Below are 26298 nucleotides of genomic sequence, written 5' to 3' on the forward strand. Positions count from 1 at the left end.
GAATTACGGTGAGTCTAGGCCGCTTGCGCGCCGATGAAGTTCTTGCCGCGTGCGCCTTGCAGGGCGAAGCGGATCATCGCGTCGGCTTCGCTGGCATTCACGCCGTAGTCGGCAAATTCGGTCTTCACGTCCAGGCTGTGGAGGAAGTCGCGCAACTGCGCCTGGGCCTGGTGCAGGTCGGTGCCGAATACCCGCTGCAGGGTGCGGTCCCGCGCGGCGTCATGCCCCCACGCCAGGCCCAGCACCAGCGGCAAGGTGAAGGAACAGGCGATGCCGTGGGGCAGGCCGTGGTGCAGGGTCATCTCGTAGGAGATGGAGTGGGCGAGGGCGGTCTTGGTATTGGAAAAGGCCAGGCCGGCTTTCAGTGCCGCCAACGCCATCCGTGAGCGTAATTCCTGATTGCCGAGATCACGCCGCAAGCGCGGCAGGCATTCCAGGATGTCTTCGATGGCGGAGATGGCGAAGGTGTCCGAGACCGGGTTGGCGTTGATATTCCAGATCGACTCCAGTGCATGGGACAAGGCATCCAGGCCGGTAGAGACGGTGACGCCACCCGGTACCGTCAGCATCAACTGCGGGTCGATGATTGCCACTTTCGGCCAGGTGCAGTCCAGGTGCAGCGAGTATTTCTTGAGGCTGGCGGAATCCCAGATCGTCGCCCATGGCGTGACTTCGCTGCCGGTGCCGGCGGTGGTCGGTGCGGCAATCAATTGCTTGTGGCGGGCCGGCACGAAAGGTTTGCCGGTGGCCAGCAGCGCCAGCAATTCGTCGAAATCCCCCGACTCGGTGCCGACGATCAGCGCCTTGGCCGTATCGATCGCACTGCCGCCGCCAACGGCGACCACCACCTGACAATCACCGGCCTGCTGCCAGAAGCGCTCGTACGTGTCGCGCAGTTGGGCCACGTCGGGGTTGGGCTGCACATCTTCGATCACATACACGAGGCGGTCACCCAGCAGGGTCTGGATGCGGTCTACCAAACCGAGCCCACGGGCTTCGGGGAAGGTCACGAGAGCGACGCGCTGGCCTTCGGTGAGGGCGGCAAGTTCTTGCAGGCAGCCCCAGCCGAAGCGGGTGTCTACCGGGTTGTGGAATCGGGCAGTCATGGCGGGTTCCTGGTTTTTGTTATTGGAAGTGGCGCCATAGTCGGGGAGGGTGAGATAGACCTCAAATCGATAGATTGGGGGGATGCATTGGCTGGGCCGATAGTAAGGCCCAGCCGCGGGGTACCTTTAACGAACGTTTCTGAACAACATCAACCGTGCACTTTCATGCAGGCCCCGAGTCAGCCCCTGCAACCGCTGAAACTCTTCGGGGTACTGCTGAGCCACATCGTCCCTCGGCGTTTGCGACGCCAGGTCGTGCAGGGTCGGCGAACTGCCGTCGTGTTCCATCTGCAGCAGGAAGTCCTTGGTCACGCCGCCGATCAGCGGGAACGTGCCCTCGCGCAGTACCAGCGGCACCACCCGCTCGCCTTCCGGCGCAGGCTGCTGGATATCGCGGCCCATGGCGCCATTGCGGAACGCAATGCCCGCCATGCCGGCGACCGTGGGCAGCAAGTCCGCCAGGCCGACCGCTTCTTCGATCACCCGGGGTTCCAGGCCGGGTGCATGGATCATCATCGGTACGTTGTTGCTTTCCAAGCCGAGCTGTTCGAACGCTGGCGCCATGTGCGGGATCTGGCTGATGCGGGTGTTGTGGTCGCCGAAGAACACGAAGATGGTGTTGTCGTAGTAACCGCCGGCCTTGGCGATTTCCATCAGGCGGCCGATGTTGAAATCCAGCAGGCGAACGGCGTTGTATTGCTCGACGCTGCGGCTGCCTGCGGCCTGGACTTGCTCAACGGTGAGGTCATGCACCACGAAGCCGTCGTTGCTCTTGGGGATGGTGAACGGGCGGTGGTTGCCGGAGGTTTGCAGGTAGGCGAAAAACGGCTGGTCCTTGGGAATGGCGCGCAGGAGCTCGTCGCCTTCCTTGAACAGGTCCAGGTCGGACACGCCCCACACGTCCACCCGTGGCGAGCGCCAGTGGCTTTCGTCGTAGAGTTTCACGCCGTCGATGCTCTGGCGGATCAATGCGTTGATGTTCGCCCAGCCGGCATTGCCGCCGATCATGTAGAGCTTCTGATAATTCTCGAAGGCGTTGATCAGCGTGTGTTGCCGGGTGATCAGCGGGTTGCGGGTGGCGGTTTCCCGGCGGGTGACGTCGGGCACGCCGGTGATGCTCGCCCACACGGTCTTGGCGGTGCCGGTGACGGGCACGTAGAAGTGTTTGAAGAACCAGCTTTCTTGCGCCAGCTTGTCGAGGTTCGGCGTGGGGTTCAGCGGGTTGCCGTAGGCGCCCACGGCGCTGGTGCCGAGTGATTCGAGCATCACAAAGATCACGTTTGGCGGGCGATCGCCTTTAAGCCGGTAAGGCTGCACGGCTTGTTCGCGGGCGAAGCTCAGTTGCTGGGGATCGGGTTGGCTGACCCCCAGGTAATTCGCGACTTGCGGGTAATGCTCACGCACCTTGCCTTCATCGAACTGCGACTGGCCGACCTTGAGGGTGTCGTACAAAAACAGCACCGGGTTGAGGCCCACGGCGGCGATCTGGTTGTTGCCGGAAAAGAACGCGTCGCTCCAGCGCAGCGGCACCGGGTTTTCGAGATTGAGGTTGGCCACGCGGCCGAGCAGGGCGAGCAAGACCACAATCACACCGACAGTGGCCACCGAGGCCAGGGCCAGCTTGCCGAAGGGTTTGTGTTCGCCGTCCAGGGTGATGCGTTCGAGGCGAACCAGGGCGTAGGTCCACAGGCTGACGGCCGTAAGCCAACTCAAGGTTATCCACAGCACCGGGTAGGTTTCCCACACCATCTGTTGGGAAATCTGCGCATCCTCCAGGTAACGCAGCACCGTGGCGTTGATGCGCACACCGAGGTAGGCGTAGTGGCCGAAGTCGATGATGTACACCAGCCCGACGACGGCCAGCGCCACCAGCAGATAACCCCGCGCGAGCCAGCGCAAGGCGGGGACGGTCAGCAGGTTCCAGCGCGGTAGCCAGGCGAGCAGGGCCAGTGGCAACAGGAGCAGCACCGCCAGGCGCAGGTCGAAACGCAGGCCGATCCCGAAGGTTTCCAGCAGTGCGGGTTCCTTGAGGTCGACCCCGGAAAACCCGAGTACAAACACCAGCCGCAGTGCCGCCAGCAACGCAAATACCAAACCGATCGCGCCCACGCCGTAGCGCAGGCGGCGCGAGTGCAGCCATCCCATCATTGACCTCTGTGCAGTTTTATAAGAGGGCGCCAGGCGGCCATCGCCAGCATCCATAACCCGGCCACCAGGCAGTAGCCTGTCAGCAGTGGGTCGATCAGATAGTCCCAGTAGTTTTCCGAGGCCTTGAGCCGCAGCGCGAACGCCAGGGTGCCCGCCGCGAGCATCCACACGACCAAGGTATTACGCAGCCAGAGCATCAGCAGTGCGGCGATGCCTATCAGCACAATCATCGGCCGAGGGTTGAAACCCCAGCGGTAGGGGTCGAAATACGTCAGGCCCATCGTCGCCGGGTAAAGCACCAGGCTCAGGGCACCAAACATCAGCAACACCTGGAGCTTCTGCGGGTGCTGGAGTGGCTGCACCACGCCCAGGCGGCACAGGCTGACCCACGCCAACAGCACCAGGGTGCTGATGGCCAGGTCATCAGTGAAGCTGCGCACATAGGCCGCCAACGGCAGTTCGTTGACCGGGATAAAACTCACCACCACCAACACCGGCAGCAGCCATGGGCGCCAGGGTGTTGTGATGCGCAACAGGCTGAGCAGCACGAAACCCAACAGCACAAAACTCAAATGCGCTTGCCATTCAGAAACCATCACATGCGCTCCGACAGCCAGGCTTCGTTGAAGCTGACGTGTTTGATGAACGTGTTATTCCACGAGTACACCAGGTGGTACATGCCGTCCGGGCTGCGGCTGAAGTACGGGTACTCGTATTCGAAATCGCAGCCTCGGGGTTTGCATACCCGGTAATCCAGGCTGCTGAGGAAGCGTTGCTCCAGCGGCAGACGGCGGGCGCCGCTGGATTCGCGGAAGCCTTCGCCGATGATTTCCTTGTAGGCCTCGGGGGAGAACGGTTGGCCCAGCGGGTCGGGGGACTGGTCCAGCTCGACCACGGTGCGCCACTGGTTGAGGTTGGCATCGGTGCCGTACAGGCTCAGCTTGAAGCGCCCGTCCTGCAGGTCGTTGAGGGCCACCAGCAAACCGTCGCCCTCAGTGCTGACGGCCGCCAACGAGGAGTTGGGGTTGGACGGCTCCAGCGGGTAAGGCTCGCTCCAGGTTTGGCCGGCGTCTTCGGTGCGGCTGGCGAGCACGCGGTGATGCGTTTCGCCGGCGTAACGCAGCATGGCGATGGCGCGCTGGCCGTCCTGCGGGACGATGGTCGGTTGCAGCGAATTTTTCCCACGGCTGATACGGAATTTGTCGACCACCGCACCGTCGGCGCTCAAGTACAGGTACTCGGCGAATTTGCCCATGAACTCGTGGTACACCGGCAGGCCGATGGAACCGTCGGCATGGAACACCGGCGCAGCGCGCACCAGGGTGCTGATGTTGAAAAATGGCGAAGTGATCAGTTGCCGAGGCGCCGACCAGTTGGCGCCGAGGTCGTCCGAGACCATCACATTGATCGCACTGGTGGCCCAGCCGCCTACCGACACCGAGACGTAAAACATCCACAGGCGGTTGTCCGGCGCCAGGGCGATCACCGGGTTGCCCAGTTTGCGGATGTAACGGTGGGTGCCGTCGCGCGTGCTTTCGCGGGTGGCGAGTACTTGCTCCGGGCCCCATTCGGCGCTTTTCGCGTCAAAGTGCGCGGTGCGCACCTGCACATCGGCGGCGCCTTCGCGGGAGCCGGCAAACCACACGGCCATCAGGTCGCCGCCGGGCAGGGCGGTGACCGAGGAGGAGTGCACGAAGTCATTGAGCTGCGAGGAGACAAAGCGGCTGCTGTATTGCGGGGTGGCCGCTGCCTGGGACGTGTCCTTGGCGGGCAGGGCAAACGGCGCCAACACGTGGGGCGGATGACTTTGCCAGGCGGCGAAAAATACCACTAGCAGGCTGCAGATCATGAATAGCGGGCGCATAGAGAACCTGTCGGGAAAAGGATTACTGCGCACGGTCATCCGGCAGGCGCCTCCTGCGGCCGGTGAGCATGGATAACGGCAGGTTGTCCCGCACCTGGATACTTTCAAACACCGCCGCCAGCACATGCACGCCAACCAGACCCGCCAGCACATTGGCGGCGGTTTCGTGCAACAGCAGCGGCCAATCGGCGCCCCACAGGGCATCGACTTCCTGCATCAAAAAGCCGCTGACGCCGATCGTCAGCAGCGCCAGCAACATCAGAATCATCACCAGCGCACCAATGGGCGAGTGGCCCAGGCGGTGCTGCGGTCGGCGGTTGAGCAATGAACGCACATGGCTTTTGAGTCGTTCCGGCGTCGGCCAAAAATCTGCCCAGCGTGCGCTGCGCGGCCCTGCAAATCCCCACACCAACCGCACCAGCAACCAGGCCATGGCGTAATAGCCCAGCCACACATGCCAGTCGTCGCCTGCTTCGTTGAAGAAGTAATTGGCCACAAAGACGCCGGCGATGGAGAGGTGAAACACCCTGACCACCGGGTCCCAGAGGCGCAGGGAGGTTGCTGGCATCAGCCCTTGATCTCAGTCTTCACGGCCTTGCCGGTGACTGGATCGTGGTAGATCTCGACCTTGCGTTTGTCCTTGTCAAAGCCGTAGATCTCGTAGCAGTTGCCATCGGTGACCTTGAACTTGCTGATCTCGTAGCCCTGGGCTTTGAGTTGGTCCTGAAAGGCCTTCTGGTCCTGCCATTGCGAGCGCTCGGCAGTGGTGCATTGCGGGCCGGCAATGGCCAGGGGGCTGGCGATAATCAGCGACAGCAGGAGAATTTTACGCATGGAAACGCTCTCAGCAGATGTGGGAGATTTCACTGTGCAAAACCAACCTTAGCGAAAGCTTAGTTGGCAACGGCCCGTAACATCTTTCCCGGAATAGACATCCGCAGAACCCTGCATGATGCCGCCGTTTCCAACAGAGAATCTCTCATGCGCTTGCTGCTGGTAGAAGATGATCGCGCCCTCGCCCAAGGGATTCGCGTGGCCCTGGGTGCCGAAGGCTACACCCTGGACTGGTTGCAGGATGGCGTCAGCGCCTTGCACGCGTTGCGTACCGAGAGCTTCGACCTGCTGCTGCTCGACCTCGGCGTGCCGCGCCTCGACGGCCTGACACTCCTGCAAACCCTGCGCGCCGAGCAATACGACCTGCCAGTGCTGATCCTCACCGCCCGCGACGGCACCGCCGAACGCATCGCCGGCCTGGACGCTGGCGCCGACGACTACCTGGTCAAACCCTTCGATGTCGAAGAGTTCAAGGCCCGCGTACGCGCGCTGTTGCGCCGCAGCCAGGGCCGCGCGCAGCCAATGCTGGAGCATGCGGGCGTGAGCCTCGACCCGGCGACCCAACAAGTCAGTTATCAGGGCCAGGACATCGTGGTGACGCCGATGGAATACCAACTGCTCCATCAACTGATGGTGCGCCCCGGCAAAGTCGTCACCCGCGAACGCCTGTCCCGCGCGCTTTACGGCTGGCAGGACCGCGTCGAAAGCAACACCCTTGAAGTCCTTATCCACAACCTGCGCAAAAAGCTCTCCACCGATCTGATCCGCACCGTGCGCGGCGTGGGCTACGTGGTGGAGCTCAAGTCATGAACTCGGTGCGCGCGCGCATCCTCATCCCGGTGCTGGTGCTGATCCTGCTGGGTGATGGACTGATCAGCTGGCTCGTGCTGCGGGACAGCCACCACGAAATAGAAGAAGTCTACGACGCCCAACTCGCCCAAAGCGCCCGTTTGCTACAAGGCGTACTGCGCCAGCGCGACCCCGGCGATGCCGACTGGGACCGCCTCTATCAGGCCTTCGACCAGGCCATGAGCCGCGTCGGCGAAGACGGCGCCGCGCACCCTTATGAGACCCGCCTGACCTTTCAGGTATGGCGCCCCGATGGCCAACTGCTCGTGCGTTCCACTGACGCACCGATCCTCAACACACCGCCCACCACACTCGGGCCCCACGACCTGATGGAAAACGGCAACGACTGGTGCGCGTTCATGCTTGCCGACATGCAACAAGGCCTGCTCATTTGGGTGGGCGAGCGCGACGACATTCGCCAGGACGTGATCCAGCGCATCATCCGCCATACCCTCTGGCCCATCCTGATTGGCGTACCGCTGCTGGCGTTGTTGATCTGGCTGACCATCGGCTGGGGCCTCAAACCCCTGCGCGCCATGGCCCAGGCCATTCGCGGGCGGGACAGCAATACGTTGCGACCGCTGCAGCTTGAGCCATTGCCCACGGACCTGGAACCGATGCAAACCGCGCTGAACCGCCTGCTGGTACAGGTGGATGACCTGCTGGAGCGGGAGCGTCGGTTTATTGCGGACGCAGCGCATGAGTTGCGCACGCCGTTGGCGATATTGCGCATTCACGCGCAGAACGCCCAGAGCGCGGAAACCGAGGAACAGCGGCGAGAGGCGTTGGACTTCCTGGTCAATGGCGTGGACCGGGCGACGCGTATTGGCAGCCAACTGCTGACCATGGCGCGCATCGAGCCGCAGTTGAACAACACCGTTCGCGTGCGCGTGCCGCTGACGGAGTTGGTGCGCGAAGAGCTTGCGGAACTGACGCCCCTGGCGATGGAGAAAGACGTTGAGTTGGTGCTGGAAGGAGATGAGGAATGCTGGATTGAAACGGACCCGATAGCGTTGGCGATTGCGCTGCAGAACCTGGTGACCAATGCGCTGAATTTCTCGCCGGCGGGGAGTGAGGTGAGGGTGATGGTGCGGGGGACGGATTCGGGTGTGGTGCAGCTGTGTGTGGAGGATGCGGGGCCGGGGATTGATGAAGGGGAGATTGGACGGTTGTTCGAGCGGTTTTATAGTCGTGGGAATGCGAATGGGGCGGGGTTGGGGCTGGCGATTGTGCAGATGATCGTGGGGAGGATTGGGGGGCGGTTGGAGTTGTATAACCGGGACGTGGGTGGGTTGTGTGCGCGGTTGAGTTTTAGCTCCTGCGTGCTGAAACCGGTGGGAATACCACACCGTTGAAGGTGTGGGTGCAGCAGTTGCAAAACGGCTTCATGAACGCGGGTGTCAATTGCGGGTTGACCTTTTGTAGCAAGCCCGCATCGTCGACGAATAAGCCGCTGTAATAGGTGGACTCGCCGATGCGCACGTACTCGTTTTTGTCGCTTTCACACACGGCAACCATCCAGAACACAGGTTCCGGGCGATCCAGGCGGGCATTGGCCTCGCTGAAAACTTCATCCCACCGATGGCCGACCTTGGACAGGAGAAACCGGAATAATGGCGTGTAATCGAAGCCGTGCCGGTGATGGCTGTGCATCGAGCCACGGCTTAGCGTGGAGTTCTTTTCGCTTTTGCTATGGCGTTGTTGCCTATAGGTGCGGCAACTTCCGTGATGCACGTTGTACGTGCGGGTGTTGACTGAACGGTAGAGAGGGGGCTTTTTCATTAGGGTCCTTTATGGCTGCCTGGACGCTTGAGGTGGCCATGTACCTTGGTAACTGAAAGAGATTTGGTAATCGAAAAGCGTTGGATTGATCACCTGCTTGAAGTGGGGCTGGAGGGTCCCAATCCAACTTGGGAGAATGTCGAAGCCTCCGGCATAAATTTGGGGCTCTTCGTCTAAACCGAGTGCGATAAGGATGCTTTTGTCGTCCTCGAAATTTATCGAGTACTCATCGGCTTCCAGGTTTTCGGTTCGCTTGTGGTACCATGCCAATCTGATTTTCATAACCATAAAATATCTCCACTTATTTGTTTGTGCGGCGCTTATCTTTTGCTTCGCCCCTACGATCGCCGGTATAGGGGTCAAAAGAACCTAGGTGGCTTAGGTCATTGCTGCGGTAGGTTTCCAGTTCGCCCTTCTCGTAATCCCATTCGTAAATTGTTCTTCCCTTGGCGTCTTTCCAACGTTTACGGAGACCACCTCCGCCTCGTCTTTGAGTTTTCCCCTTTTGTTCTATCAAGCCAGGGAAACCGGTGATGTCTTCAGTTCTAGGAGCAGGAAAATAATCATGATCTGAGTTTCTCAAACCCTTCCTGGGCTCGTTAACCACCACATACAGCGGCCGAACCCCCGACTCCACCGGAAACACCAGAATAAAATCCCGATACTCCGGCGGATAAATCGGGTTCACCAGAATTTGTTTGGCCGCCTCCGTCGGCGGATAAATCCACATCACCGGCGCTTGTGGCGCAGCCTCCAATGCCGGAATGCCAAGGGTGTCGCCAGGATCAATGGCCGGCGTCCAAATCAGCTCCACACCCTCGCCAAGATCCGCCACAAACTGGCTGTCACGACTCTGAAACTGCACCACATCGATCATCTGCCAGTCAGCGTTTTTTCCGGTATAAAACCCATACCCCTTCAGCGTCCCGTCGGCGCGTTGCTCGATATGCAACCGCATCCGCGAGCGGGCTTTTTGCAGGTGACGAAGCTGCTCTTCGCTATAGAGCGCACTGTCGCCAAGCTCCGACGGCCAGGCCAGCGCCACCAGCCCTGCAAGCAAACTCCCGGCTGCGGCACCGACCGCCGTAGCCGCGGACTCCAATACCGCTGTACGCAGCACAAGCTTGCCAAGCCCCACGGGTAGGGCACTACCACTGATTTTCTTTAGGGCCACACCGCCGTGGCTATCCACCTCGTGCCCGCCTAACAGCGTGAAGTGGCCGTAGTCCTTGATCAGCTCAAGCGGCACATAGCCGGTGGGGTTGTTGTAGCTGATGATCCCGACGGGTAGTTGGCAGGACTTGGCGAACACATGGCCTGGAATCCTTGCAGGTTCAGGCGATGGAACAGGAGGCGATTCATACAAATCAATGAACGGTGAATACGGAATCTGCTTAGGCTGCGGCGTCAGAATTCGCCGCTTCAGCTGCTCTTCTTCGGTAATCGGATACGCGCGCTCTGTCATGACGACTCACTTCCCTGTGCAAGGAAGCGAGCGTATGAGAGCGGAGACGAACCTGAAATTCTCGTTGTTCGATGGGAGGTGTGGGAAATGTCACTTTATCAATCGCTACATTGAGCCAAGTACACTTACTCTCCTTGAGAGCGCTGTATCTCCGTGCTCAATTGAGCAGCTTTGTTGCGTAACTCGTCCAACCGGTCGTTTAACTCTTTGTATCCCGGCTTCCAGGAAAAAACGCCGCCTTCGCTGCTTTGTCCAAGAACGAGGTCATTGAACGAACCCATTCCGCCGTATGCAGAGCGCAAATAGGTGATTCCGGAGTAATCGGATGCTTGCAATAAGGTTTTGGCCTTACGCATCCAGCGGCTCCAGTGATTGTCCCCGTCGCTTTCCAGCAGGGTGGCAAGATCCCCAAGCACATCGATTAGCTCTGCGGTTTTCGGGCCCATAGTGGGAAGTCCTTACAAGCGGAGTTTTCGTATTGGTTCAGAGCACATGCTTGGAAATCACCCTCGATATCTCCACAATCGACGTCTTCCCCGTAAACTCAAACTTCACTTTCCCCACCGCCGAAAAGTAAATCTCCAGCTCCGAATCCAGGTCAAACGTCCCGGACGTTTCCACCGAATACGCGACGATGTTTTTGTACGGCAGGGACGTGAAGTCTTTCTTGCTGCCGGTAATCCCTTGCACGTTCACCGCGATGATGCGCTTGGTGGTGAACACCACGCCGTCGCGCATGGCCTTGTAGGAATCGATCACCTGCTCGTCGTCCAGCAGCAGGGACGAGACGCGTTCGGCGTATTCGTTGTTTTGCTTGAGCTTGAAGAAGCCTTTGTTGTTGAAGTCGATCATTTGCCTTTCCTTGGGTGAGTGGTGCGGTAAACGCCTATGCCGGTGTATGACGTTTTACTCGTGGATCTGTATCTAACGGCCTCTCTTTTATCGCCCTACCATGGCGCCAACAACCCGCCAAACACTACAAAGCTTTACGTCGTCAAGGAGCTACCCCATGCCCGAACTGTCCAGCCTGCTTGCCTATGGCCTGATCTCGCTCGGGATGGTGCTGACGCCCGGTCCGAATATGATTTACCTCATTTCGCGGTCGATCTGCCAGGGGCGAGTGGCCGGGCTGATTTCCTTGGGCGGCGTTGCGCTGGGGTTTGTCGTCTATATGTTCTGCGCGGCATTGGGTATCACCGCGTTGGTGATGGCAGTTCCCTATGCCTACGACGCGCTGCGGCTCGGCGGGGCGTTGTATCTGGTGTACCTCGCCTGGCAGGCGGTCAAGCCGGGTGGTCGCTCGCCGTTTCAGTTGCGGGATTTGCCAAAGGACAGCCCACGCAAGCTGTTCATGATGGGCTTTGTCACCAACCTGCTGAATCCCAAAGTGGCGGTGATGTATTTGTCGTTGCTGCCCCAGTTCATTGACCCTAACGGCCACGCCAGCGTGCTCTCGCAATCCCTGGTGCTGGGCTTTACGCAGATCATGATCAGTGTGAGCGTCAACGGGCTGATCGCTCTTATGGCGGGCTCGATCGCGGGATTTTTCATCCGCAAACCGGTCTGGCAAACCGTACAGCGCTGGCTGATGGGCTCGGTGCTGATGGGCCTGGCCGTACGCATGGCGGTCGAAGGCAGGCGTTAAAGGATCGCCTTCAGGTAATCCTTGAGTGCGTTGAGCGGGGCATTGAGTGCTTCGAGTGTCGTCGCTTGGCGCACATCCACCGCGAGCCGTTGCAGCTCGCGGCCCATCACGGTGTGTGCGCCGCCCAGGGATTCGAGGGCCAACGCCAGGCACTCGTCGATTTTTTGCTGGATGGCATTCACATCGCCCTGGCGCACCAGCAAGCCAAACACTTCCCGCTCATAGCCGTCCATGACCAGGTCGTCCCGAAGAATCGGGCTCGCGCCTTCTGTCTCATACACCAACTTGAGAGCAAAAAGCGCTACAGCTTCCAGCGTCAGTTCCACGGTCAGGGTTCCTCTTTTCTCGCGTTCGCCCGCTCATCATCACTTTCCTGCAGGCGAAAAAAAAGACCTTGAATTTCAAGGTCTTTTTTTAAGATGGTGCCCCGAGGGAGACTCGAACTCCCACTCCTTTCGAAAACGGATTTTGAATCCGCCGCGTCTACCAATTCCGCCATCAGGGCTCAATGGCGGCGAAGTATAGAGATGAGATTACCGTTGGTCAATCACGTTTCATGGTCAATTTTCACTATTTCCGCTAGACTTCCCGGCCCTGCTAGACGAACCCCATCATGCGCGTTGCTGACTTTACTTTTGAGCTCCCTGATTCGCTGATCGCTCGCCATCCTTTGGCCGAGCGTCGCGCCAGTCGACTGCTGACCCTGGACGGGGTCAGTGGTGCCCTCGCACACCGTCAATTCACTGATTTGCTTGAGCATTTACGCCCGGGCGACTTGATGGTGTTTAACAATACCCGGGTGATTCCGGCTCGCCTTTTTGGCCAGAAAGCCTCCGGCGGCAAGCTGGAAATTCTGGTGGAGCGGGTGCTGGACAGCCATCGCGTGCTGGCCCATGTGCGCTCCAGCAAGTCGCCGAAACCGGGTTCGAAGATTCTCATTGATGGCGGTGGCGAAGCTGAAATGCTCGCCCGTCACGATGCGTTGTTCGAGTTGGGCTTTGCCGAGGAAGTGTTGCCGCTGCTGGAGCGCGTCGGCCACATGCCGTTGCCTCCTTATATAGACCGCCCGGACGAAGACTCGGACCGCGAGCGCTACCAGACGGTGTATTCCGAGCGCCTGGGCGCCGTGGCTGCACCGACGGCGGGGCTGCATTTCGATCAGCCGCTGCTGGAAGCGATTGCCGCCAAGGGTATCGAGTCGGCCTTTGTGACCCTGCACGTGGGGGCCGGCACGTTTCAGCCGGTGCGTGTGGATAACATCGAAGACCATCACATGCACAGCGAATGGCTGGAAGTCAGCCAGGAAGTGGTGGATGCGGTCAATGCGTGCAAGGCGCGCGGCGGGCGTGTGGTGGCGGTCGGCACCACCAGCGTGCGTTCGCTGGAAAGCGCGGCGCGCGATGGCGTGCTCAAGCCGTTCAGTGGCGACACCGATATCTTTATCTACCCGGGCCGGCCGTTCCATGTGGTCGATTGCCTGGTCACCAATTTCCATTTGCCGGAATCCACGCTGTTGATGCTGGTGTCGGCGTTCGCAGGTTATCCCGAAGCCATGGCCGCCTATAAAGCCGCCATCGAGCATGGATACCGTTTTTTCAGCTACGGTGATGCGATGTTTATCACCCGTAATCCGGCGCCGCGCGGCCCAGAGGAACAATCATGAGTCGTATGTCGTTTGAATTGCTGGCCACGGATGGTAAAGCTCGCCGCGGCCGTTTGACTTTCCCTCGCGGTACCGTCGAGACCCCGGCCTTTATGCCGGTCGGCACCTACGGCACCGTAAAAGGCATGCTGCCGCGTGACATCGTCGCCACTGGCGCGGAGATCATCCTGGGCAACACCTTCCACCTGTGGCTGCGCCCGGGCACGGAAGTGATCAAGAAGCACGGCGACCTGCACGACTTCATGCAGTGGAAAGGCCCGATCCTGACCGACTCCGGTGGTTTCCAGGTGTTCAGCCTGGGCGCCATGCGCAAGATCAAGGAGGAGGGCGTGACCTTCGCCTCCCCGGTCGACGGCGCCAAAGTGTTCATGGGCCCGGAAGAGTCGATGCAGGTCCAGCGCGACCTGGGCTCCGACATCGTGATGATTTTCGACGAATGCACGCCATATCCTGCCGATGAAGACGTGGCACGGGTGTCGATGGAGCTGTCGTTGCGTTGGGCCCAGCGTTCGAAGAATGCCCATGGCGATAACACCGCTGCACTGTTCGGTATCGTGCAGGGCGGCATGCATGAAAGCTTGCGCAAGCGCTCGCTGGAAGGTCTGGACAAGATCGGCTTCGACGGCCTGGCCATCGGCGGTTTGTCGGTGGGCGAGCCCAAGCACGAGATGATCAAGGTGCTGGACTACCTGCCGGGCCTGATGCCGGCTGACAAACCTCGTTACCTTATGGGCGTTGGCAAACCGGAAGATCTCGTAGAGGGTGTGCGCCGCGGTGTGGACATGTTCGATTGCGTGATGCCAACCCGTAATGCCCGCAATGGGCATCTGTTCATCGATACAGGCGTGCTGAAGATCCGTAACGCGTTCCATCGCCATGATGATTCGCCGCTGGATCCCACCTGTGACTGCTACACCTGCCAGAACTTCTCGCGCGCTTATCTGCATCATCTGGACAAGTGCGGGGAAATGCTGGGTAGCATGTTGAATACCATCCACAATTTGCGTCACTACCAAGTCCTGATGGCTGGTTTGCGCGAGGCTATTCAACAGGGTACATTGGCCGCCTTCGTCGATGCCTTCTATGCCAAGCGCGGGCTGCCTGTGCCGCCCTTGGACTGAGTTTTCCGACCCTAAGATTCACTATTTGCAACTGGAGTGCTAAATGAGCTTTTTTATCTCTAATGCCATGGCTGATGCCGCTGCACCGGCCGCTGCCGGTCCTATGGGCGGTGGTTTTGAGTGGATTTTCCTGGTCGGCTTCCTGGTCATCTTCTACCTGATGATCTGGCGTCCACAGGCCAAGCGCGCCAAAGAGCAGAAGAACCTGCTGGGCAGCTTGCAGAAAGGCGACGAAGTCGTGACCACTGGCGGCATCGCCGGCAAGATCACTAAAGTGTCCGACGCTTTCGTGGTTCTGGAAGTCTCCGACACCGTAGAAATGAAGTTCCAGAAGGGCGCCATCGCCGCCACGCTGCCAAAAGGCACGCTCAAAGCGATCTGAGTAACAACCTTTACCAATCGACGGGGCGCGCAAGGCGCCCCGCGTTATAAGCGGGCGGCGTGATGCTGAACAAATACCCTCTGTGGAAATACGTACTGATCCTGGCGGTGCTGGCGATCGGTTTTATTTATTCCGCTCCCAATCTCTATCCTGATGACCCGGCGATCCAGATCACTGGTGCCAGCACTGCGCTGCAGGTCAATCAGGCTGATCTGGACCGTGCGAGCAAAGCGCTCACCGACGCGGGTATCCAGGTTAAAGCGGCAAGTTTGGCTGCTGATGCGAAGGGCGGCTTGTTGCGCCTGACCAAGCAAGAAGACCAATTGCCGGCCAAAGACGTTGTGCGCAAGGTCATGGGTGATGACTACGTCGTCGCGCTGAACCTGGCACAGACCACGCCAAAATGGCTGCGCGCGATTGGCGCACACCCGATGAAGCTGGGTCTGGACCTGTCCGGTGGTGTGCACTTCCTGCTGGAAGTGGACATGGACAAGGCCCTCGACGCTCGCCTGAAAGTCTACGAAGGCGATGTGAAGAGCCTGCTGCGTAAAGAGCGCCTGCGTTATCGCAGCCTGCCGCAGCTCAACGGTGCCATCCAGTTGGGTTTTGCTGACGAAGCAACCCGCGAACAGGCCCGTGCACTGATCCGCAAGAACTTCAACGATTTCGACATTGTTCCGGCCGACCTCAATGGTCAGGCGGTACTGCGTCTGGCGATGACCCCGGCCAAGCTGGCGGAAATCCGTGAATACTCCATCAAGCAGAACTTGACCACGGTACGTAACCGCGTCAACGAGCTGGGTGTGGCCGAGCCGATCGTTCAGCGCCAGGGTGCCAACCGCATCGTGGTCGAGCTGCCGGGTGTACAGGACACGGCTGAAGCCAAGCGTATCCTGGGTAAAACCGCCAACCTGGAATTCCGTCTGGCGGCTGAACCGGGTGCTACCCGCGCCACTGCCGAAGAGTTCGAGTTCCGTGAAGGCAACCGCCCACCTGCACTGATCGAGCGTGGCTTGATCATCACCGGTGACCAGGTGACCGACGCCAAGGCCGGTTTCGGCGAGCACGGTACGCCTGAAGTGAACATCCGCCTGGATGGCCACGGCGGCGAACTGATGAGCCGCGCAACCCGCAGCAACGTCGGGCGCAGCATGGCGGTGATCTTCATCGAACAACGTCCGGTCACCACCTACACCAAGCAAGTGGTCGACGGCGTCGAGAAAGACGTTCCGGTACAAACCTTTAAAGAAGAGAAGAAGATCATCAGCCTGGCGACTATCCAGTCGCCGCTGGGTGCTCAATTCCGCATCACTGGCCTGAACGGCCAGGGTGAGTCGTCCGAACTGGCACTGCTGCTGCGTGCCGGTGGCCTGGCGGCCCCGATGTACTTCGCTGAAGAGCGCACCATCGGCCCGAGCCTGGGTGCTGACAACATCACCAAGGGTATCGACGCTGCACTGTGGGGCATGCTGTTCGTTTCCCTGTTCATCATCGCCATCTACCGCTTCTTCGGCATCATCGCTACCGTCGCGCTGGCGGGCAACATGGTGATGCTGCTGGCCCTGATGTCGCTGCTGGGTGCAACGCTGACCCTGCCAGGTATCGCCGGTATCGTACTCACCATGGGTATGGCGGTGGACGCCAACGTACTGATCTTCTCGCGGATTCGTGAAGAGATCGCTGCGGGCATGACCGTGCAACGGGCAATCAACGAAGGCTTCGGCCGGGCATTTACCGCGATTCTCGACTCCAACCTGACCACTCTGTTGGTCGGCGGGATTCTCTTTGCCATGGGCACCGGCCCGGTCAAAGGTTTTGCGGTGACCATGTCCCTCGGTATCTTTACCTCGATGTTCACGGCCATCATGGTGACCCGCGCAATGGTCAACCTGATCTTTGGCGGACGTGACTTCAAGAAGTTGTGGATTTAAGGGGCTGCCATGTTACGTACAATCAACTTCATGGGCGTTCGCAACGTTGCGTTCGGCTTCACCATGCTCCTTACCGTTCTGGCGTTGTTCAGCTGGTTCCATAAGGGCCTGAACTACGGTCTGGACTTCACCGGCGGTACGCTCATCGAGCTGACCTACGAGAAGCCGGCCGACGTTAGCCTGGTGCGCAACGAGCTGGTCAAGGCCGGCTATCACGAAGCCATCGTGCAGAGCTTTGGTGCAACCACCGACCTGCTGGTGCGGATGCCGGGCGAAGACCCGCAACTGGGTCACCAGGTAGCCGAGGCCTTGCAGAAGGTCGGCGGTGACAACCCGGCGTCGGTCAAGCGCGTCGAGTTCGTGGGCCCGCAAGTAGGGGAAGAGCTGCGCGACCAGGGCGGCCTCGGCATGCTGATGGCGCTGGTTGGCATCATGATCTACCTGGCTTTCCGCTTTCAGTGGAAGTTCGGTGTCGGCGCCATTGTGTCGCTGATCCACGACGTGATCGTGACCGTGGGCATCCTGGCCTACTTCCAGATCACCTTCGACCTGACGGTATTGGCGGCGGTGCTGGCGATCATTGGTTACTCCCTCAACGACACCATCGTGGTATTCGACCGGGTTCGTGAGAACTTCCGGGTACTGCGCAAGGCGACGTTGATCGAGAACATCAATATCTCCACCACCCAGACCCTGCTGCGCACCATGGCGACCTCGATCTCCACCTTGCTGGCGATTGCCGCGCTGATGGTGTTCGGTGGCGATAACCTGTGGGGCTTCTCGCTGTCGCTGTTCATCGGCGTACTGGCGGGTACCTACTCGTCGATCTACATCGCCAACGTGGTACTGATCTGGCTGAACCTCAACAGCGAAGACCTGATCCCTCCTGCCAGCACCGGCAAGGAGGTCGACGACCGCCCTTGATGGGTGTTTGTTGATCTGCTGTTACAAAGAAGGCGCGAGTATTGAACTCGCGCCTTTTTTTTTGCTCCAAGGCTGGGTATAGCGCGGATCGTTCGGTCCGTTTGTGATGGTCAGGAGGTTCACGTGAACAAGTCGTTACTGGTTGGTGCGGTATTGGGTGCTGTCGGTGTGACTGCCGGGGGTGCTGTTGCCACCTACAGCCTGGTAAAAAGCGGCCCTGAGTATGCGCAAGTGCTGGCGGTGCAGCCGGTGAAAACCCAGATTAAAACCCCGCGTGAAGTCTGCAAGGACGTTGCCGTAACCCGGCAGAAACCTGTGCAGGATCAGCATCAGATCGTCGGTACGGTGGTCGGTGCGCTGGCGGGCGGCCTGTTGGGTAATCAGGTCGGCGGCGGTAATGGCAAGAAGCTGGCCACGGTGGCCGGTGCGGTCGGCGGCGGTTATGCCGGTAACAAGGTTCAGGAAGGTATGCAGAACCGCGATACCTACACCACCACGCAAACCCGCTGTAACACCGTTAACGACATCAGCGACAAGGTTGTCGGGTACGACGTGCGTTACACCCTGGACGGCAAGGAAGGCTCTGTGCGCATGGATCGCGATCCAGGCAACCAGATCCCGGTCGACAAGGAAGGGCGTCTGGTTATCGGTCAGAACCAGCCGCAGCAGTAATTTCAGGTATAAAAAAAGCACCCCTAGGGGTGCTTTTTTGTGCTCGCTCGCTTAGCGCTTCAGCGAAGCCGGCAGGTGCGGCTGGATCGCCGTCAGTACTGCCTTGAAGCATTTGGTGTTGCCGGCAACCACGTGGCCTTTCTCAAGGAAGTCGTGACCACCGGTGAAGTCGCTCACCAGGCCGCCGGCTTCTTGAATCAGCAGTGCGCCTGCTGCCATGTCCCACTCGGACAGGCCCGACTCCCAGAACGCATCAAAGCGACCGGCAGCGACATAAGCCAGGTCCAGGCTGGCTGCGCCGGCGCGACGGATGCCGGCGGTCTGGCCAACCAGGGCGCGGAACATGCCCAGGTAGTTTTCCAGGTTGTCCATCTGGTCGTCACGGAACGGGAAGCCGGTACCCAGCAGGGCACCGTCGAGGCTGGTGCGACCGCTGACGCGCAGGCGGCGACCGTTCAGTTGGGCGCCACGGCCACGGCTGGCGGTGAATTCTTCCTGGCGAACCGGGTCCAGGACAACAGCGTGTTCCAGGCGGCCACGGTATTTGCAGGCAATGCTCACGGCAAAGTGCGGGATGCCGCGCAGGAAGTTGGTGGTGCCATCCAGTGGGTCGATGATCCACAGGTAGTCTTCGCCTTCGCCGCTACCTTTGTGCAGGCCGGTTTCTTCACCGAGGATGCCGTGGGTAGGGTAGGCCTTGCGCAGCGCGTCGATGATTTTCTGCTCGGCGGCGCGATCCACCTCGGATACGTAATCCTTGGCGTCTTTTTCGTCGACCTTGATGGTATCCAGGCGCTCGATGGAGCGGAAGATCAATTCACTGGCGCTGCGGGCGGCGCGCAGCGCGATATTCAGCATGGGCTGCATGGATGTGTCACCTAAGGTTGTTAAAGAAAGCCGAGCATTCTAGCAGAAACTTTCTTCAGGTGAAGGACGACGTTACCTTTCATGGCATAACCTTAGGCTGTTCTGTAAGATTTGCTCCCCTTTCCCGTGTCCGAGAGCGCCTCCCTTGCTGCAAAACATCCGTGTCGTCCTCGTCAATACCAGTCATCCCGGCAACATCGGCGGGGTGGCGCGAGCCATGAAGAACATGGGGCTGACGCGCCTGGTGCTGGTGGAGCCGCGTGTGTTTCCGCACCACGAGGCCGATGCCCGCGCGTCCGGCGCCAATGACATTCTCGAAAAAGCCCAGGTCGTCGCCACTCTGGAAGACGCTCTGGTCGGCTGCAACCTGGTGCTCGGCACCAGCGCTCGCGACCGTCGCATCCCCTGGCCGCTGCTGGATCCCCGCGAATGCGGGGCCAAAGTCGTGGAAGAGGCCGCTGGCGGTGCTGAAATCGCTTTGGTGTTCGGCCGTGAAGACTCCGGCCTGACCAATGACGAGCTGCAGCGATGTCATTATCACGTGCACATCCCATCAGACCCTGAGTTCAGCTCGCTGAACCTCGGGGCAGCGGTGCAGGTGTTGAGTTATGAAGTGCGCATGGCCTGGCTGGCTGCAGAAGGCCAGCCAAGCAAGGTGGAGAAAGACGAGGTTGCATCGACCAAGAGTGGCGAATTGGCCACCATGGACGAGCTGGAACGATTCTATGAGCACCTGGAGCAGACCCTGGTGGCCATCGAATTCCTCGATCCGGAAAAACCGCGGCATTTGATGGCGCGCCTGCGCCGGTTATACGGACGCAGCTCGGTCAGCCGGGCAGAAATGAATATATTGCGTGGCATCCTCACGGAAACCCAGAAAGCGGCCCGTGGCGAGCTTCTTAAGCGGAAGGATTAAAAATGTTCGAGCGTTTGCGAGAAGATATCCAGAGTGTTTTCCACCGTGACCCGGCGGCGCGCAATGCCTTTGAAGTGCTGACCTGCTACCCGGGCATGCACGCGATCTGGATCCATCGCCTGTCTGGCGCCTTGTGGAATATGGGCTGGAAATGGCTGGCGCGGTTGGTGTCGAACTTTGGTCGCTGGCTGACCGGGATCGAGATCCATCCGGGCGCCAAGGTCGGTCGCCGCTTCTTTATCGACCACGGCATGGGCATCGTTATTGGTGAAACTGCCGAGATTGGTGATGACGTGACCCTGTATCAGGGTGTAACCCTGGGCGGTACCACCTGGAACAAGGGTAAGCGCCATCCAACACTGGAAGATGGCGTTGTAGTGGGGGCGGGTGCGAAGGTGCTCGGTCCGTTTACCGTGGGTGCGGGTGCCAAGGTCGGCTCCAACGCCGTGGTGACCAAGGCTGTGCCGCCTGGGGCAACCGTTGTCGGCATTCCGGGGCGGATCATCGTCAAGCCGGAAGTCGGTGATGAGCAGGAGGCCAAACGCAAGGCCATGGCCGAAAAGATTGGCTTCGATGCCTATGGCGTCAGCGAAGACATGCCCGACCCGGTGGCACGTGCCATCGGCCAGTTGCTCGACCACCTGCAGGCGGTGGATGGCAAGCTGGACGGCATGTGTGGCGCCTTGAAAGACCTGGGCAGCAGCTACTGCGCCAAGGACCTGCCTGAGCTGCGCACGGAAGACTTCGCCGAGATCAAGGACGAAAGCGCTACCAAAGCCGGCTGACTCTTGAGCCGGTCGCGATCCCTGTGGGAGCTGGCTTGCCTGCGATGGCGGCGAGTCAGTGCCGGATAGGCTGGCTGGCAAACCGCTATCGCAGGCAAGCCAGCTCCCACATTTGATCTCCATTGGTCTTGAGGTTGGGGGCTTGACCCTGTTCCCGCTGTTCCATCCGCCCCCGTCCTGCTATTATTCGCGCGCCCTTTTTGCGGGTATTCCTGACTAAAGTACTAGGTCTTATAGTTGACTTAAATACTCGGGAATCGCATACTTGCTCCCATTCTGAAACACCTTGGTACTTGTCCATGAGACTGACTACAAAAGGCCGATACGCGGTGACCGCCATGCTTGATCTGGCCTTGCACGCGCAAAATGGGCCGGTGTCCCTGGCCGATATCTCCGAGCGCCAAGGCATTTCCCTGTCCTACCTCGAGCAGTTGTTCGCCAAATTGCGCCGCAGCAATCTGGTTTCCAGCGTTCGTGGTCCAGGCGGCGGCTATCAACTGTCCCGCGACATGCAGGGCATCCAGGTAGCCCAGGTGATCGACGCGGTGAACGAATCCGTCGATGCTACCAAATGCCAGGGCCTGGGTGATTGCCACGCCGGCGACACCTGCCTGACGCACCACTTGTGGTGTGACCTGAGCCTGCAGATCCATGAGTTTTTGAGTGGTATCAGCTTGGCTGATCTTGTGACTCGCCGTGAGGTGCAAGAAGTAGCCCAGCGTCAGGACCAGCGCCGTTGCAACACCAAGGCGCCGCGTCTGGACAAGATTGAAGCGTCCGCCGTCGAGTGACAGCCGAAGAGCTAACGGCACGCCAGCCAGCCTGATTTAGGAGAAAGTCCATGAAATTGCCGATTTACCTTGATTACTCAGCGACCACCCCGGTTGATCCGCGTGTCGCGCAAAAGATGAGCGAGTGCCTGCTGGTTGACGGAAACTTCGGCAACCCGGCGTCCCGTTCCCACGTGTTCGGCTGGAAAGCTGAAGAAGCCGTGGAAAACGCTCGTCGCCAGGTCGCTGACCTGGTGAATGCCGACCCGCGCGAAATCGTCTGGACCTCCGGTGCCACCGAGTCCGACAACCTGGCAATCAAGGGTGCGGCGCATTTCTATGCGACCAAGGGCAAGCACCTGATCACCACCAAGATTGAGCACAAGGCTGTCCTCGACACCATGCGCCAACTGGAGCGTGAAGGGTTTGAGGTCACCTACCTCGAACCAACCACCGACGGTATTGTGACCCCTGCGATGATCGAAGCGGCGATGCGTGAAGACACCATCCTGGTTTCCGTCATCCACGTGAACAACGAAATCGGCACCATCAACGACATCGCCGCCATCGGCGAGCTGACGCGCTCCAAGGGCGTGTTGCTGCACGTCGATGCGGCTCAGTCCACCGGCAAGGTCGACATCGACCTGTCGAAGCTGAAAGTCGACCTGATGTCGTTCTCTGCCCACAAGACCTACGGTCCTAAAGGCATTGGCGCACTCTACGTGAGCCGCAAGCCTCGCGTGCGTATCGAAGCCACCATGCACGGTGGCGGTCACGAACGCGGCATGCGTTCGGGTACCCTGGCGACCCACCAGATCGTCGGCATCGGCGAAGCATTCCGTGTGGCCAAGGAAGACATGGCTGCCGAAAACGTGCGCATCAAGGCCCTGAGCGATCGCTTCTACAAGCAGGTCGAGCACCTTGAAGAGCTGTACATCAACGGCAGCATGACCGCCCGTGTACCGCACAACCTGAATTTGAGCTTCAACTACGTCGAAGGCGAGTCGCTGATCATGGCGCTCAAGGATCTGGCGGTTTCGTCCGGTTCGGCCTGCACCTCGGCTTCCCTTGAGCCGTCCTACGTCCTGCGCGCCCTGGGCCGCAACGACGAACTGGCTCACAGCTCGATCCGCTTTACGTTCGGCCGTTTCACCACCGAAGAAGAAGTCGACTACGCCGCGCAGAAAGTCTGCGAGGCCGTCACCAAGCTGCGTACCTTGTCCCCGCTGTGGGACATGTACAAGGACGGTGTCGACATTTCCAAGATCGAGTGGGCGGCACACTAAATATAGAAGCCGCCACCCAAAAGGCTCTGTAAAGACGTGGCGGAAAACGCAGGCGTGTTTACAGGGTTCCAGAGCGGCCCTGATGAGTGAGGATTCAGTACCATGGCTTACAGCGAAAAGGTCATCGACCACTACGAAAACCCGCGCAACGTCGGCAAGATGAACGCGGAAGACCCTGATGTCGGCACCGGCATGGTCGGCGCTCCGGCGTGCGGCGACGTTATGCGCCTGCAGATCAAGGTCAACGACGCTGGCGTTATCGAAGACGCCAAGTTCAAGACTTACGGTTGCGGTTCGGCCATCGCCTCCAGCTCCCTGGCGACCGAATGGATGAAAGGCAAGACCCTGGATGAGGCTGTGACTATCAGCAACACCCAGCTGGCCGAAGAACTGGCCTTGCCGCCAGTGAAAATCCACTGCTCGGTACTCGCAGAAGACGCCATCAAGGCGGCCGTTCGCGACTACAAGCAGAAGAAAGGCTTGATCTAAGCAATTTGGCGACGAGTAAGGAGTCACGATGGCTATCAGCATGACAGAAGCGGCTGCGCAGCACATTCGCCGCTCCCTGAATGGGCGCGGTAAAGGTGAGGGGATTCGTCTGGGTGTTCGCACCACAGGCTGTTCCGGCCTTGCCTACGTGCTGGAGTTTGTCGACGAGGTGGTCGAGGAAGATCAGGTGTTCGAAAGTCACGGCGAAAAAGTGATCATCGACCCGAAAAGCCTGACTTACCTGGACGGCACCGAACTCGATTTCGTCAAGGAAGGGTTGAACGAAGGCTTCAAGTTCAACAACCCCAACGTACGCGGTGAATGTGGCTGCGGCGAAAGCTTCAACATCTGAGGCTGATTGTGGGTACTCCTTGTCATTTCGCTTTGTTCGAGCTGCAGCCGAGTTTTCGACTGGACCTTGAACAGCTTGCCACGCGCTACCGTGAACTGGCGCGTGGGGTGCATCCGGACCGCTTCGCTGACGCTTCCGAGCGTGAGCAACGCCTGGCGCTGGAGCAATCAGCCAGCCTCAACGAAGCCTATCAGACGCTCAAGAACCCTCCCAAACGCGCGCGCTACCTGCTCGCCATGGGCGGTCGCGAGCTGCCGCTTGAAGTCACGGTCCAGGACCCTGATTTCCTGATGCAGCAGATGCAATGGCGCGAAGAACTCGAAGAACTGCAGGACGAAGCCGACCTGGCCGGAATCGCAGTCTTCAAGCGTCGTCTGAAAGTGGCCCAGGATGAACTCAACGAAAGCTTCGCAGCCTGTTGGGATGATGCAGCACAACGTGAGCAGGCCGAGCGCCTGATGCGGCGCATGCAGTTCCTCGACAAGCTCACCTACGAAGTGCGCCAGTTAGAAGAGCGCCTCGACGATTAACCCAGTGCCGCCCAGGTTGCACGCCTGATATACAGATAAGTCCTGATTACCATGGCCCTACTGCAGATCGCCGAACCCGGTCAAAGTCCTCAACCGCACCAGCGTCGTCTGGCGGTCGGGATTGACTTGGGCACTACCAATTCGCTGGTCGCTGCGTTGCGCAGCGGCCTTTCCGAGCCGCTGCCCGACGCGGATGGCCAAGTCATCCTGCCGTCTGCCGTGCGCTATCACGCCGACCGCACCGAAGTGGGCGAGTCGGCCAAGCTGGCGGCGTCTACCGACCCCCTGAACACCGTGCTGTCGGTCAAGCGCTTGATGGGTCGTGGTCTGTCCGACGTCAAGCAACTGGGCGACCAGCTGCCGTACCGCTTTGTCGGCGGCGAATCCCATATGCCGTTCATCGACACCATCCAGGGTCCGAAAAGCCCGGTGGAAGTGTCGGCCGATATCCTCAAGGTGCTGCGTCAGCGCGCAGAAACCACCCTGGGCGGCGAACTGGTGGGGGCGGTGATTACTGTTCCTGCGTATTTCGATGACGCTCAGCGCCAGGCCACCAAGGATGCGGCGAAACTGGCCGGCCTGAACGTGCTGCGCCTGCTCAACGAGCCGACCGCGGCCGCTGTGGCTTATGGCCTGGATCAGCACGCCGAAGGCCTGGTCGCTATTTACGACCTGGGCGGCGGCACCTTTGATATTTCGATCCTGCGCCTGACCGGCGGTGTCTTCGAAGTGCTGGCTACCGGTGGCGACACCGCCCTGGGTGGCGATGACTTCGATCACGCCATTGCTGGCTGGATCATCACCAGTGCCGGCTTGTCTGCCGACCTGGATCCGGGCGCGCAACGTAACCTGCTGCAAACCGCCTGCGCCGCTAAAGAGGCTCTGACTGATGCTGCATCGGTTGAGGTTTCCTACGGTAGTTGGTCTGCTCAACTGACCCGCGAAGCCTTTGATTCGTTGATCGAGCCGATGGTCGCGCGCAGCCTGAAAGCCTGCCGTCGCGCGGTGCGTGACTCGGGTGTCGAGCTGGAAGACGTGGCTGCCGTGGTCATGGTGGGTGGTTCGACCCGCGTGCCACGTGTCCGCGAAGCTGTTGCTGAAGCCTTTGGTCGCCAACCGTTGACCGAAATCGACCCGGATCAAGTGGTGGCCATTGGTGCCGCGATCCAGGCCGATACCCTCGCCGGTAACAAACGCGATGGTGGCGAACTGCTTCTTCTCGACGTGATTCCGTTGTCCCTGGGGTTGGAAACCATGGGCGGCCTGATGGAGAAGGTGATTCCACGCAACACCACCATCCCCGTTGCTCGCGCCCAGGACTTCACCACCTACAAAGACGGCCAGACGGCCATGATGATTCATGTGCTGCAAGGCGAGCGTGAACTGATCAGCGACTGCCGTTCCCTGGCGCGCTTTGAGTTGCGCGGTATTCCAGCGATGGTGGCCGGTGCGGCGAAGATTCGCGTGACCTTCCAGGTCGACGCCGACGGTTTGCTCAGCGTTGCTGCGCGCGAATTGGCCTCCGGCGTCGAAGCCAGCATCCAGGTCAAGCCGTCCTACGGCCTGACCGACGGCGAAATCGCCAAGATGCTCAAGGATTCGTTCCAGTACGCCGGTGACGACAAGGTCGCCCGCGTGTTGCGTGAGCAGCAAGTTGACGCCCAGCGCCTGCTTGAAGCGGTGCAGGGCGCCCTTGATGCCGACGGTGAGCGTCTTCTGGATGCCGAAGAGCGCATGGTCATCGACCTGCAAATGCAGGAACTGGCTGAATTGATGAAAGGCACCGATGGTTACGCCATCGAGCAACAGACCAAGCGCCTGTCGCAAGTGACCGATGCCTTTGCCGCCCGTCGTATGGACCAGACGGTGAAAGCCGCCCTGGCGGGCCGCAACTTGAACGAACTTGAGGATTAACTG

The 26298-nt window shown here is 59.9% G+C and carries 30 protein-coding genes and 1 tRNA gene; 17 read left to right on the forward strand and 14 right to left on the reverse strand.

Going from position 1 to position 26298, the window contains the following annotated elements:
- Positions 1-14 precede the first annotated feature (14 nt).
- The 6 genes from psrA to P3C29_RS17825 all read right to left on the reverse strand — a co-directional run bounded on the left by psrA (position 15) and on the right by P3C29_RS17825 (position 5952).
- A complete protein-coding gene (gene psrA / locus P3C29_RS17800; protein ID WP_201121650.1) occupies positions 15-1106 on the reverse strand; it encodes an iron-containing alcohol dehydrogenase PsrA in 1092 nt (363 codons plus the stop codon).
- Positions 1107-1232: 126 nt separating this feature from the next.
- Entirely contained in the window at positions 1233-3251 is a 2019-nt protein-coding gene (locus tag P3C29_RS17805) for an alkaline phosphatase family protein (RefSeq protein ID WP_275965052.1), read from the reverse strand.
- Positions 3251-3850 (reverse strand): hypothetical protein, encoded by a 600-nt coding sequence (locus tag P3C29_RS17810; protein ID WP_201121648.1) that lies wholly within the window; start codon positions 3848-3850, stop codon positions 3251-3253. Before P3C29_RS17810 ends, P3C29_RS17805 begins: the two co-directional genes overlap by 1 nt.
- A complete protein-coding gene (locus tag P3C29_RS17815; RefSeq protein ID WP_275965053.1) occupies positions 3850-5118 on the reverse strand; it encodes a sialidase family protein in 1269 nt (422 codons plus the stop codon). The genes P3C29_RS17810 and P3C29_RS17815 overlap by 1 nt, the downstream gene beginning before the upstream one ends.
- 22 nt (positions 5119-5140) lie before the next feature.
- Positions 5141-5686, reverse strand: coding sequence for a cytochrome b/b6 domain-containing protein (locus P3C29_RS17820; protein WP_201121647.1), 546 nt, complete (start codon positions 5684-5686; stop codon positions 5141-5143).
- Positions 5686-5952, reverse strand: a complete 267-nt coding sequence (locus tag P3C29_RS17825; protein WP_010176882.1) for a PepSY domain-containing protein — start codon at positions 5950-5952, stop codon at positions 5686-5688. The genes P3C29_RS17820 and P3C29_RS17825 overlap by 1 nt, the downstream gene beginning before the upstream one ends.
- Positions 5953-6099: 147 nt before the next feature.
- Between P3C29_RS17825 and P3C29_RS17830 the strand changes: the two genes are divergently transcribed.
- Positions 6100-6762, forward strand: a complete 663-nt coding sequence (locus P3C29_RS17830) for a response regulator (RefSeq protein WP_201121646.1) — start codon at positions 6100-6102, stop codon at positions 6760-6762.
- Entirely contained in the window at positions 6759-8156 is a 1398-nt protein-coding gene (locus P3C29_RS17835) for a sensor histidine kinase (protein WP_201121645.1), read from the forward strand. The genes P3C29_RS17830 and P3C29_RS17835 overlap by 4 nt, the downstream gene beginning before the upstream one ends.
- Here P3C29_RS17835 and P3C29_RS17840 read toward each other — a convergent pair.
- The 5 genes from P3C29_RS17840 to P3C29_RS17860 form a co-directional block, all read right to left on the reverse strand.
- Positions 8113-8583 carry a hypothetical protein gene (locus P3C29_RS17840; protein WP_201121644.1) on the reverse strand — a complete coding sequence of 157 codons (471 nt, stop codon included), beginning with the start codon at positions 8581-8583 and terminating at the stop codon, positions 8113-8115. The two genes, P3C29_RS17835 and P3C29_RS17840, sit on opposite strands and share 44 nt — an antisense overlap.
- 9 nt (positions 8584-8592) lie before the next feature.
- Positions 8593-8871 carry a colicin E3-like toxin immunity protein gene (locus P3C29_RS17845; protein WP_275965054.1) on the reverse strand — a complete coding sequence of 93 codons (279 nt, stop codon included), beginning with the start codon at positions 8869-8871 and terminating at the stop codon, positions 8593-8595.
- A gap of 13 nt (positions 8872-8884) precedes the next feature.
- Positions 8885-10048: an S-type pyocin domain-containing protein gene (locus P3C29_RS17850; RefSeq protein WP_275965055.1), complete on the reverse strand. Its 1164-nt coding sequence runs from the start codon at positions 10046-10048 to the stop codon at positions 8885-8887.
- Positions 10049-10173: 125 nt separating this feature from the next.
- Entirely contained in the window at positions 10174-10494 is a 321-nt protein-coding gene (locus P3C29_RS17855; RefSeq protein WP_201121641.1) for a hypothetical protein, read from the reverse strand.
- 37 nt (positions 10495-10531) lie between these two features.
- A complete protein-coding gene (locus P3C29_RS17860) occupies positions 10532-10900 on the reverse strand; it encodes a PH domain-containing protein (protein ID WP_177075462.1) in 369 nt (122 codons plus the stop codon).
- Between the two features lie 157 nt (positions 10901-11057).
- On the opposite strand from P3C29_RS17860, the gene P3C29_RS17865 reads away from it, so the two are divergent.
- On the forward strand, positions 11058-11693 hold the full coding sequence (locus tag P3C29_RS17865; RefSeq protein ID WP_201121640.1) for a LysE family translocator: 636 nt from the start codon (positions 11058-11060) through the stop codon (positions 11691-11693).
- On the opposite strand, the gene P3C29_RS17870 is transcribed toward P3C29_RS17865, so the two are convergent.
- Positions 11690-12019: a hypothetical protein gene (locus P3C29_RS17870; protein ID WP_201121639.1), complete on the reverse strand. Its 330-nt coding sequence runs from the start codon at positions 12017-12019 to the stop codon at positions 11690-11692. The genes P3C29_RS17865 and P3C29_RS17870 overlap by 4 nt on opposite strands.
- 94 nt (positions 12020-12113) lie before the next feature.
- A tRNA-Leu gene (locus tag P3C29_RS17875) sits at positions 12114-12198 on the reverse strand.
- 108 nt (positions 12199-12306) lie between these two features.
- On the opposite strand from P3C29_RS17875, the gene queA reads away from it, so the two are divergent.
- From queA to P3C29_RS17905, 6 genes are all read left to right on the forward strand, one after another.
- Complete coding sequence (queA, locus tag P3C29_RS17880) at positions 12307-13356, forward strand: tRNA preQ1(34) S-adenosylmethionine ribosyltransferase-isomerase QueA (RefSeq protein ID WP_169387167.1); 1050 nt, start codon at positions 12307-12309, stop codon at positions 13354-13356.
- Between the two features lie 5 nt (positions 13357-13361).
- Positions 13362-14477 (forward strand): tRNA guanosine(34) transglycosylase Tgt, encoded by a 1116-nt coding sequence (tgt, locus tag P3C29_RS17885; protein ID WP_201121961.1) that lies wholly within the window; start codon positions 13362-13364, stop codon positions 14475-14477.
- A gap of 43 nt (positions 14478-14520) precedes the next feature.
- Complete coding sequence (gene yajC, locus P3C29_RS17890) at positions 14521-14859, forward strand: preprotein translocase subunit YajC (RefSeq protein WP_003175975.1); 339 nt, start codon at positions 14521-14523, stop codon at positions 14857-14859.
- Between the two features lie 62 nt (positions 14860-14921).
- The gene (gene secD, locus P3C29_RS17895; protein ID WP_010176872.1) at positions 14922-16790 is read left to right on the forward strand and encodes a protein translocase subunit SecD; all 1869 of its coding nucleotides are present in this window, start codon (positions 14922-14924) and stop codon (positions 16788-16790) included.
- Positions 16791-16799: 9 nt separating this feature from the next.
- Positions 16800-17714 carry a protein translocase subunit SecF gene (secF, locus tag P3C29_RS17900; RefSeq protein ID WP_003210311.1) on the forward strand — a complete coding sequence of 305 codons (915 nt, stop codon included), beginning with the start codon at positions 16800-16802 and terminating at the stop codon, positions 17712-17714.
- A 123-nt stretch (positions 17715-17837) separates the two neighbouring features.
- Complete coding sequence (locus P3C29_RS17905; RefSeq protein ID WP_003210309.1) at positions 17838-18386, forward strand: glycine zipper 2TM domain-containing protein; 549 nt, start codon at positions 17838-17840, stop codon at positions 18384-18386.
- A gap of 51 nt (positions 18387-18437) precedes the next feature.
- Here P3C29_RS17905 and suhB read toward each other — a convergent pair whose 3' ends face one another.
- Entirely contained in the window at positions 18438-19253 is an 816-nt protein-coding gene (gene suhB, locus P3C29_RS17910) for an inositol-phosphate phosphatase (protein WP_003175971.1), read from the reverse strand.
- A gap of 145 nt (positions 19254-19398) precedes the next feature.
- On the opposite strand from suhB, the gene trmJ reads away from it, so the two are divergent.
- The 8 genes from trmJ to hscA all read left to right on the forward strand — a co-directional run bounded on the left by trmJ (position 19399) and on the right by hscA (position 26295).
- Positions 19399-20169: a tRNA (cytosine(32)/uridine(32)-2'-O)-methyltransferase TrmJ gene (gene trmJ / locus P3C29_RS17915; RefSeq protein ID WP_275965056.1), complete on the forward strand. Its 771-nt coding sequence runs from the start codon at positions 19399-19401 to the stop codon at positions 20167-20169.
- A gap of 2 nt (positions 20170-20171) precedes the next feature.
- Entirely contained in the window at positions 20172-20954 is a 783-nt protein-coding gene (cysE, locus tag P3C29_RS17920) for a serine O-acetyltransferase (RefSeq protein ID WP_201121638.1), read from the forward strand.
- Between the two features lie 299 nt (positions 20955-21253).
- Complete coding sequence (gene iscR, locus P3C29_RS17925) at positions 21254-21745, forward strand: Fe-S cluster assembly transcriptional regulator IscR (RefSeq protein WP_003210305.1); 492 nt, start codon at positions 21254-21256, stop codon at positions 21743-21745.
- A 50-nt stretch (positions 21746-21795) separates the two neighbouring features.
- Complete coding sequence (locus tag P3C29_RS17930) at positions 21796-23010, forward strand: IscS subfamily cysteine desulfurase (RefSeq protein WP_008438290.1); 1215 nt, start codon at positions 21796-21798, stop codon at positions 23008-23010.
- Positions 23011-23112: 102 nt separating this feature from the next.
- Positions 23113-23499 carry a Fe-S cluster assembly scaffold IscU gene (gene iscU, locus P3C29_RS17935; RefSeq protein WP_003175965.1) on the forward strand — a complete coding sequence of 129 codons (387 nt, stop codon included), beginning with the start codon at positions 23113-23115 and terminating at the stop codon, positions 23497-23499.
- 28 nt (positions 23500-23527) lie between these two features.
- Entirely contained in the window at positions 23528-23851 is a 324-nt protein-coding gene (gene iscA / locus P3C29_RS17940) for an iron-sulfur cluster assembly protein IscA (protein ID WP_003209680.1), read from the forward strand.
- 8 nt (positions 23852-23859) lie between these two features.
- Positions 23860-24381 (forward strand): co-chaperone HscB, encoded by a 522-nt coding sequence (gene hscB, locus P3C29_RS17945; protein ID WP_010176869.1) that lies wholly within the window; start codon positions 23860-23862, stop codon positions 24379-24381.
- A gap of 51 nt (positions 24382-24432) precedes the next feature.
- The gene (hscA, locus tag P3C29_RS17950; protein ID WP_169387168.1) at positions 24433-26295 is read left to right on the forward strand and encodes a Fe-S protein assembly chaperone HscA; all 1863 of its coding nucleotides are present in this window, start codon (positions 24433-24435) and stop codon (positions 26293-26295) included.
- The last annotated feature ends 3 nt before the right edge of the window (positions 26296-26298 follow it).

Origin of the sequence: Pseudomonas sp. 1912-s (genome assembly GCF_029269205.1) — a bacterium.
Lineage (GTDB): Bacteria > Pseudomonadota > Gammaproteobacteria > Pseudomonadales > Pseudomonadaceae > Aquipseudomonas.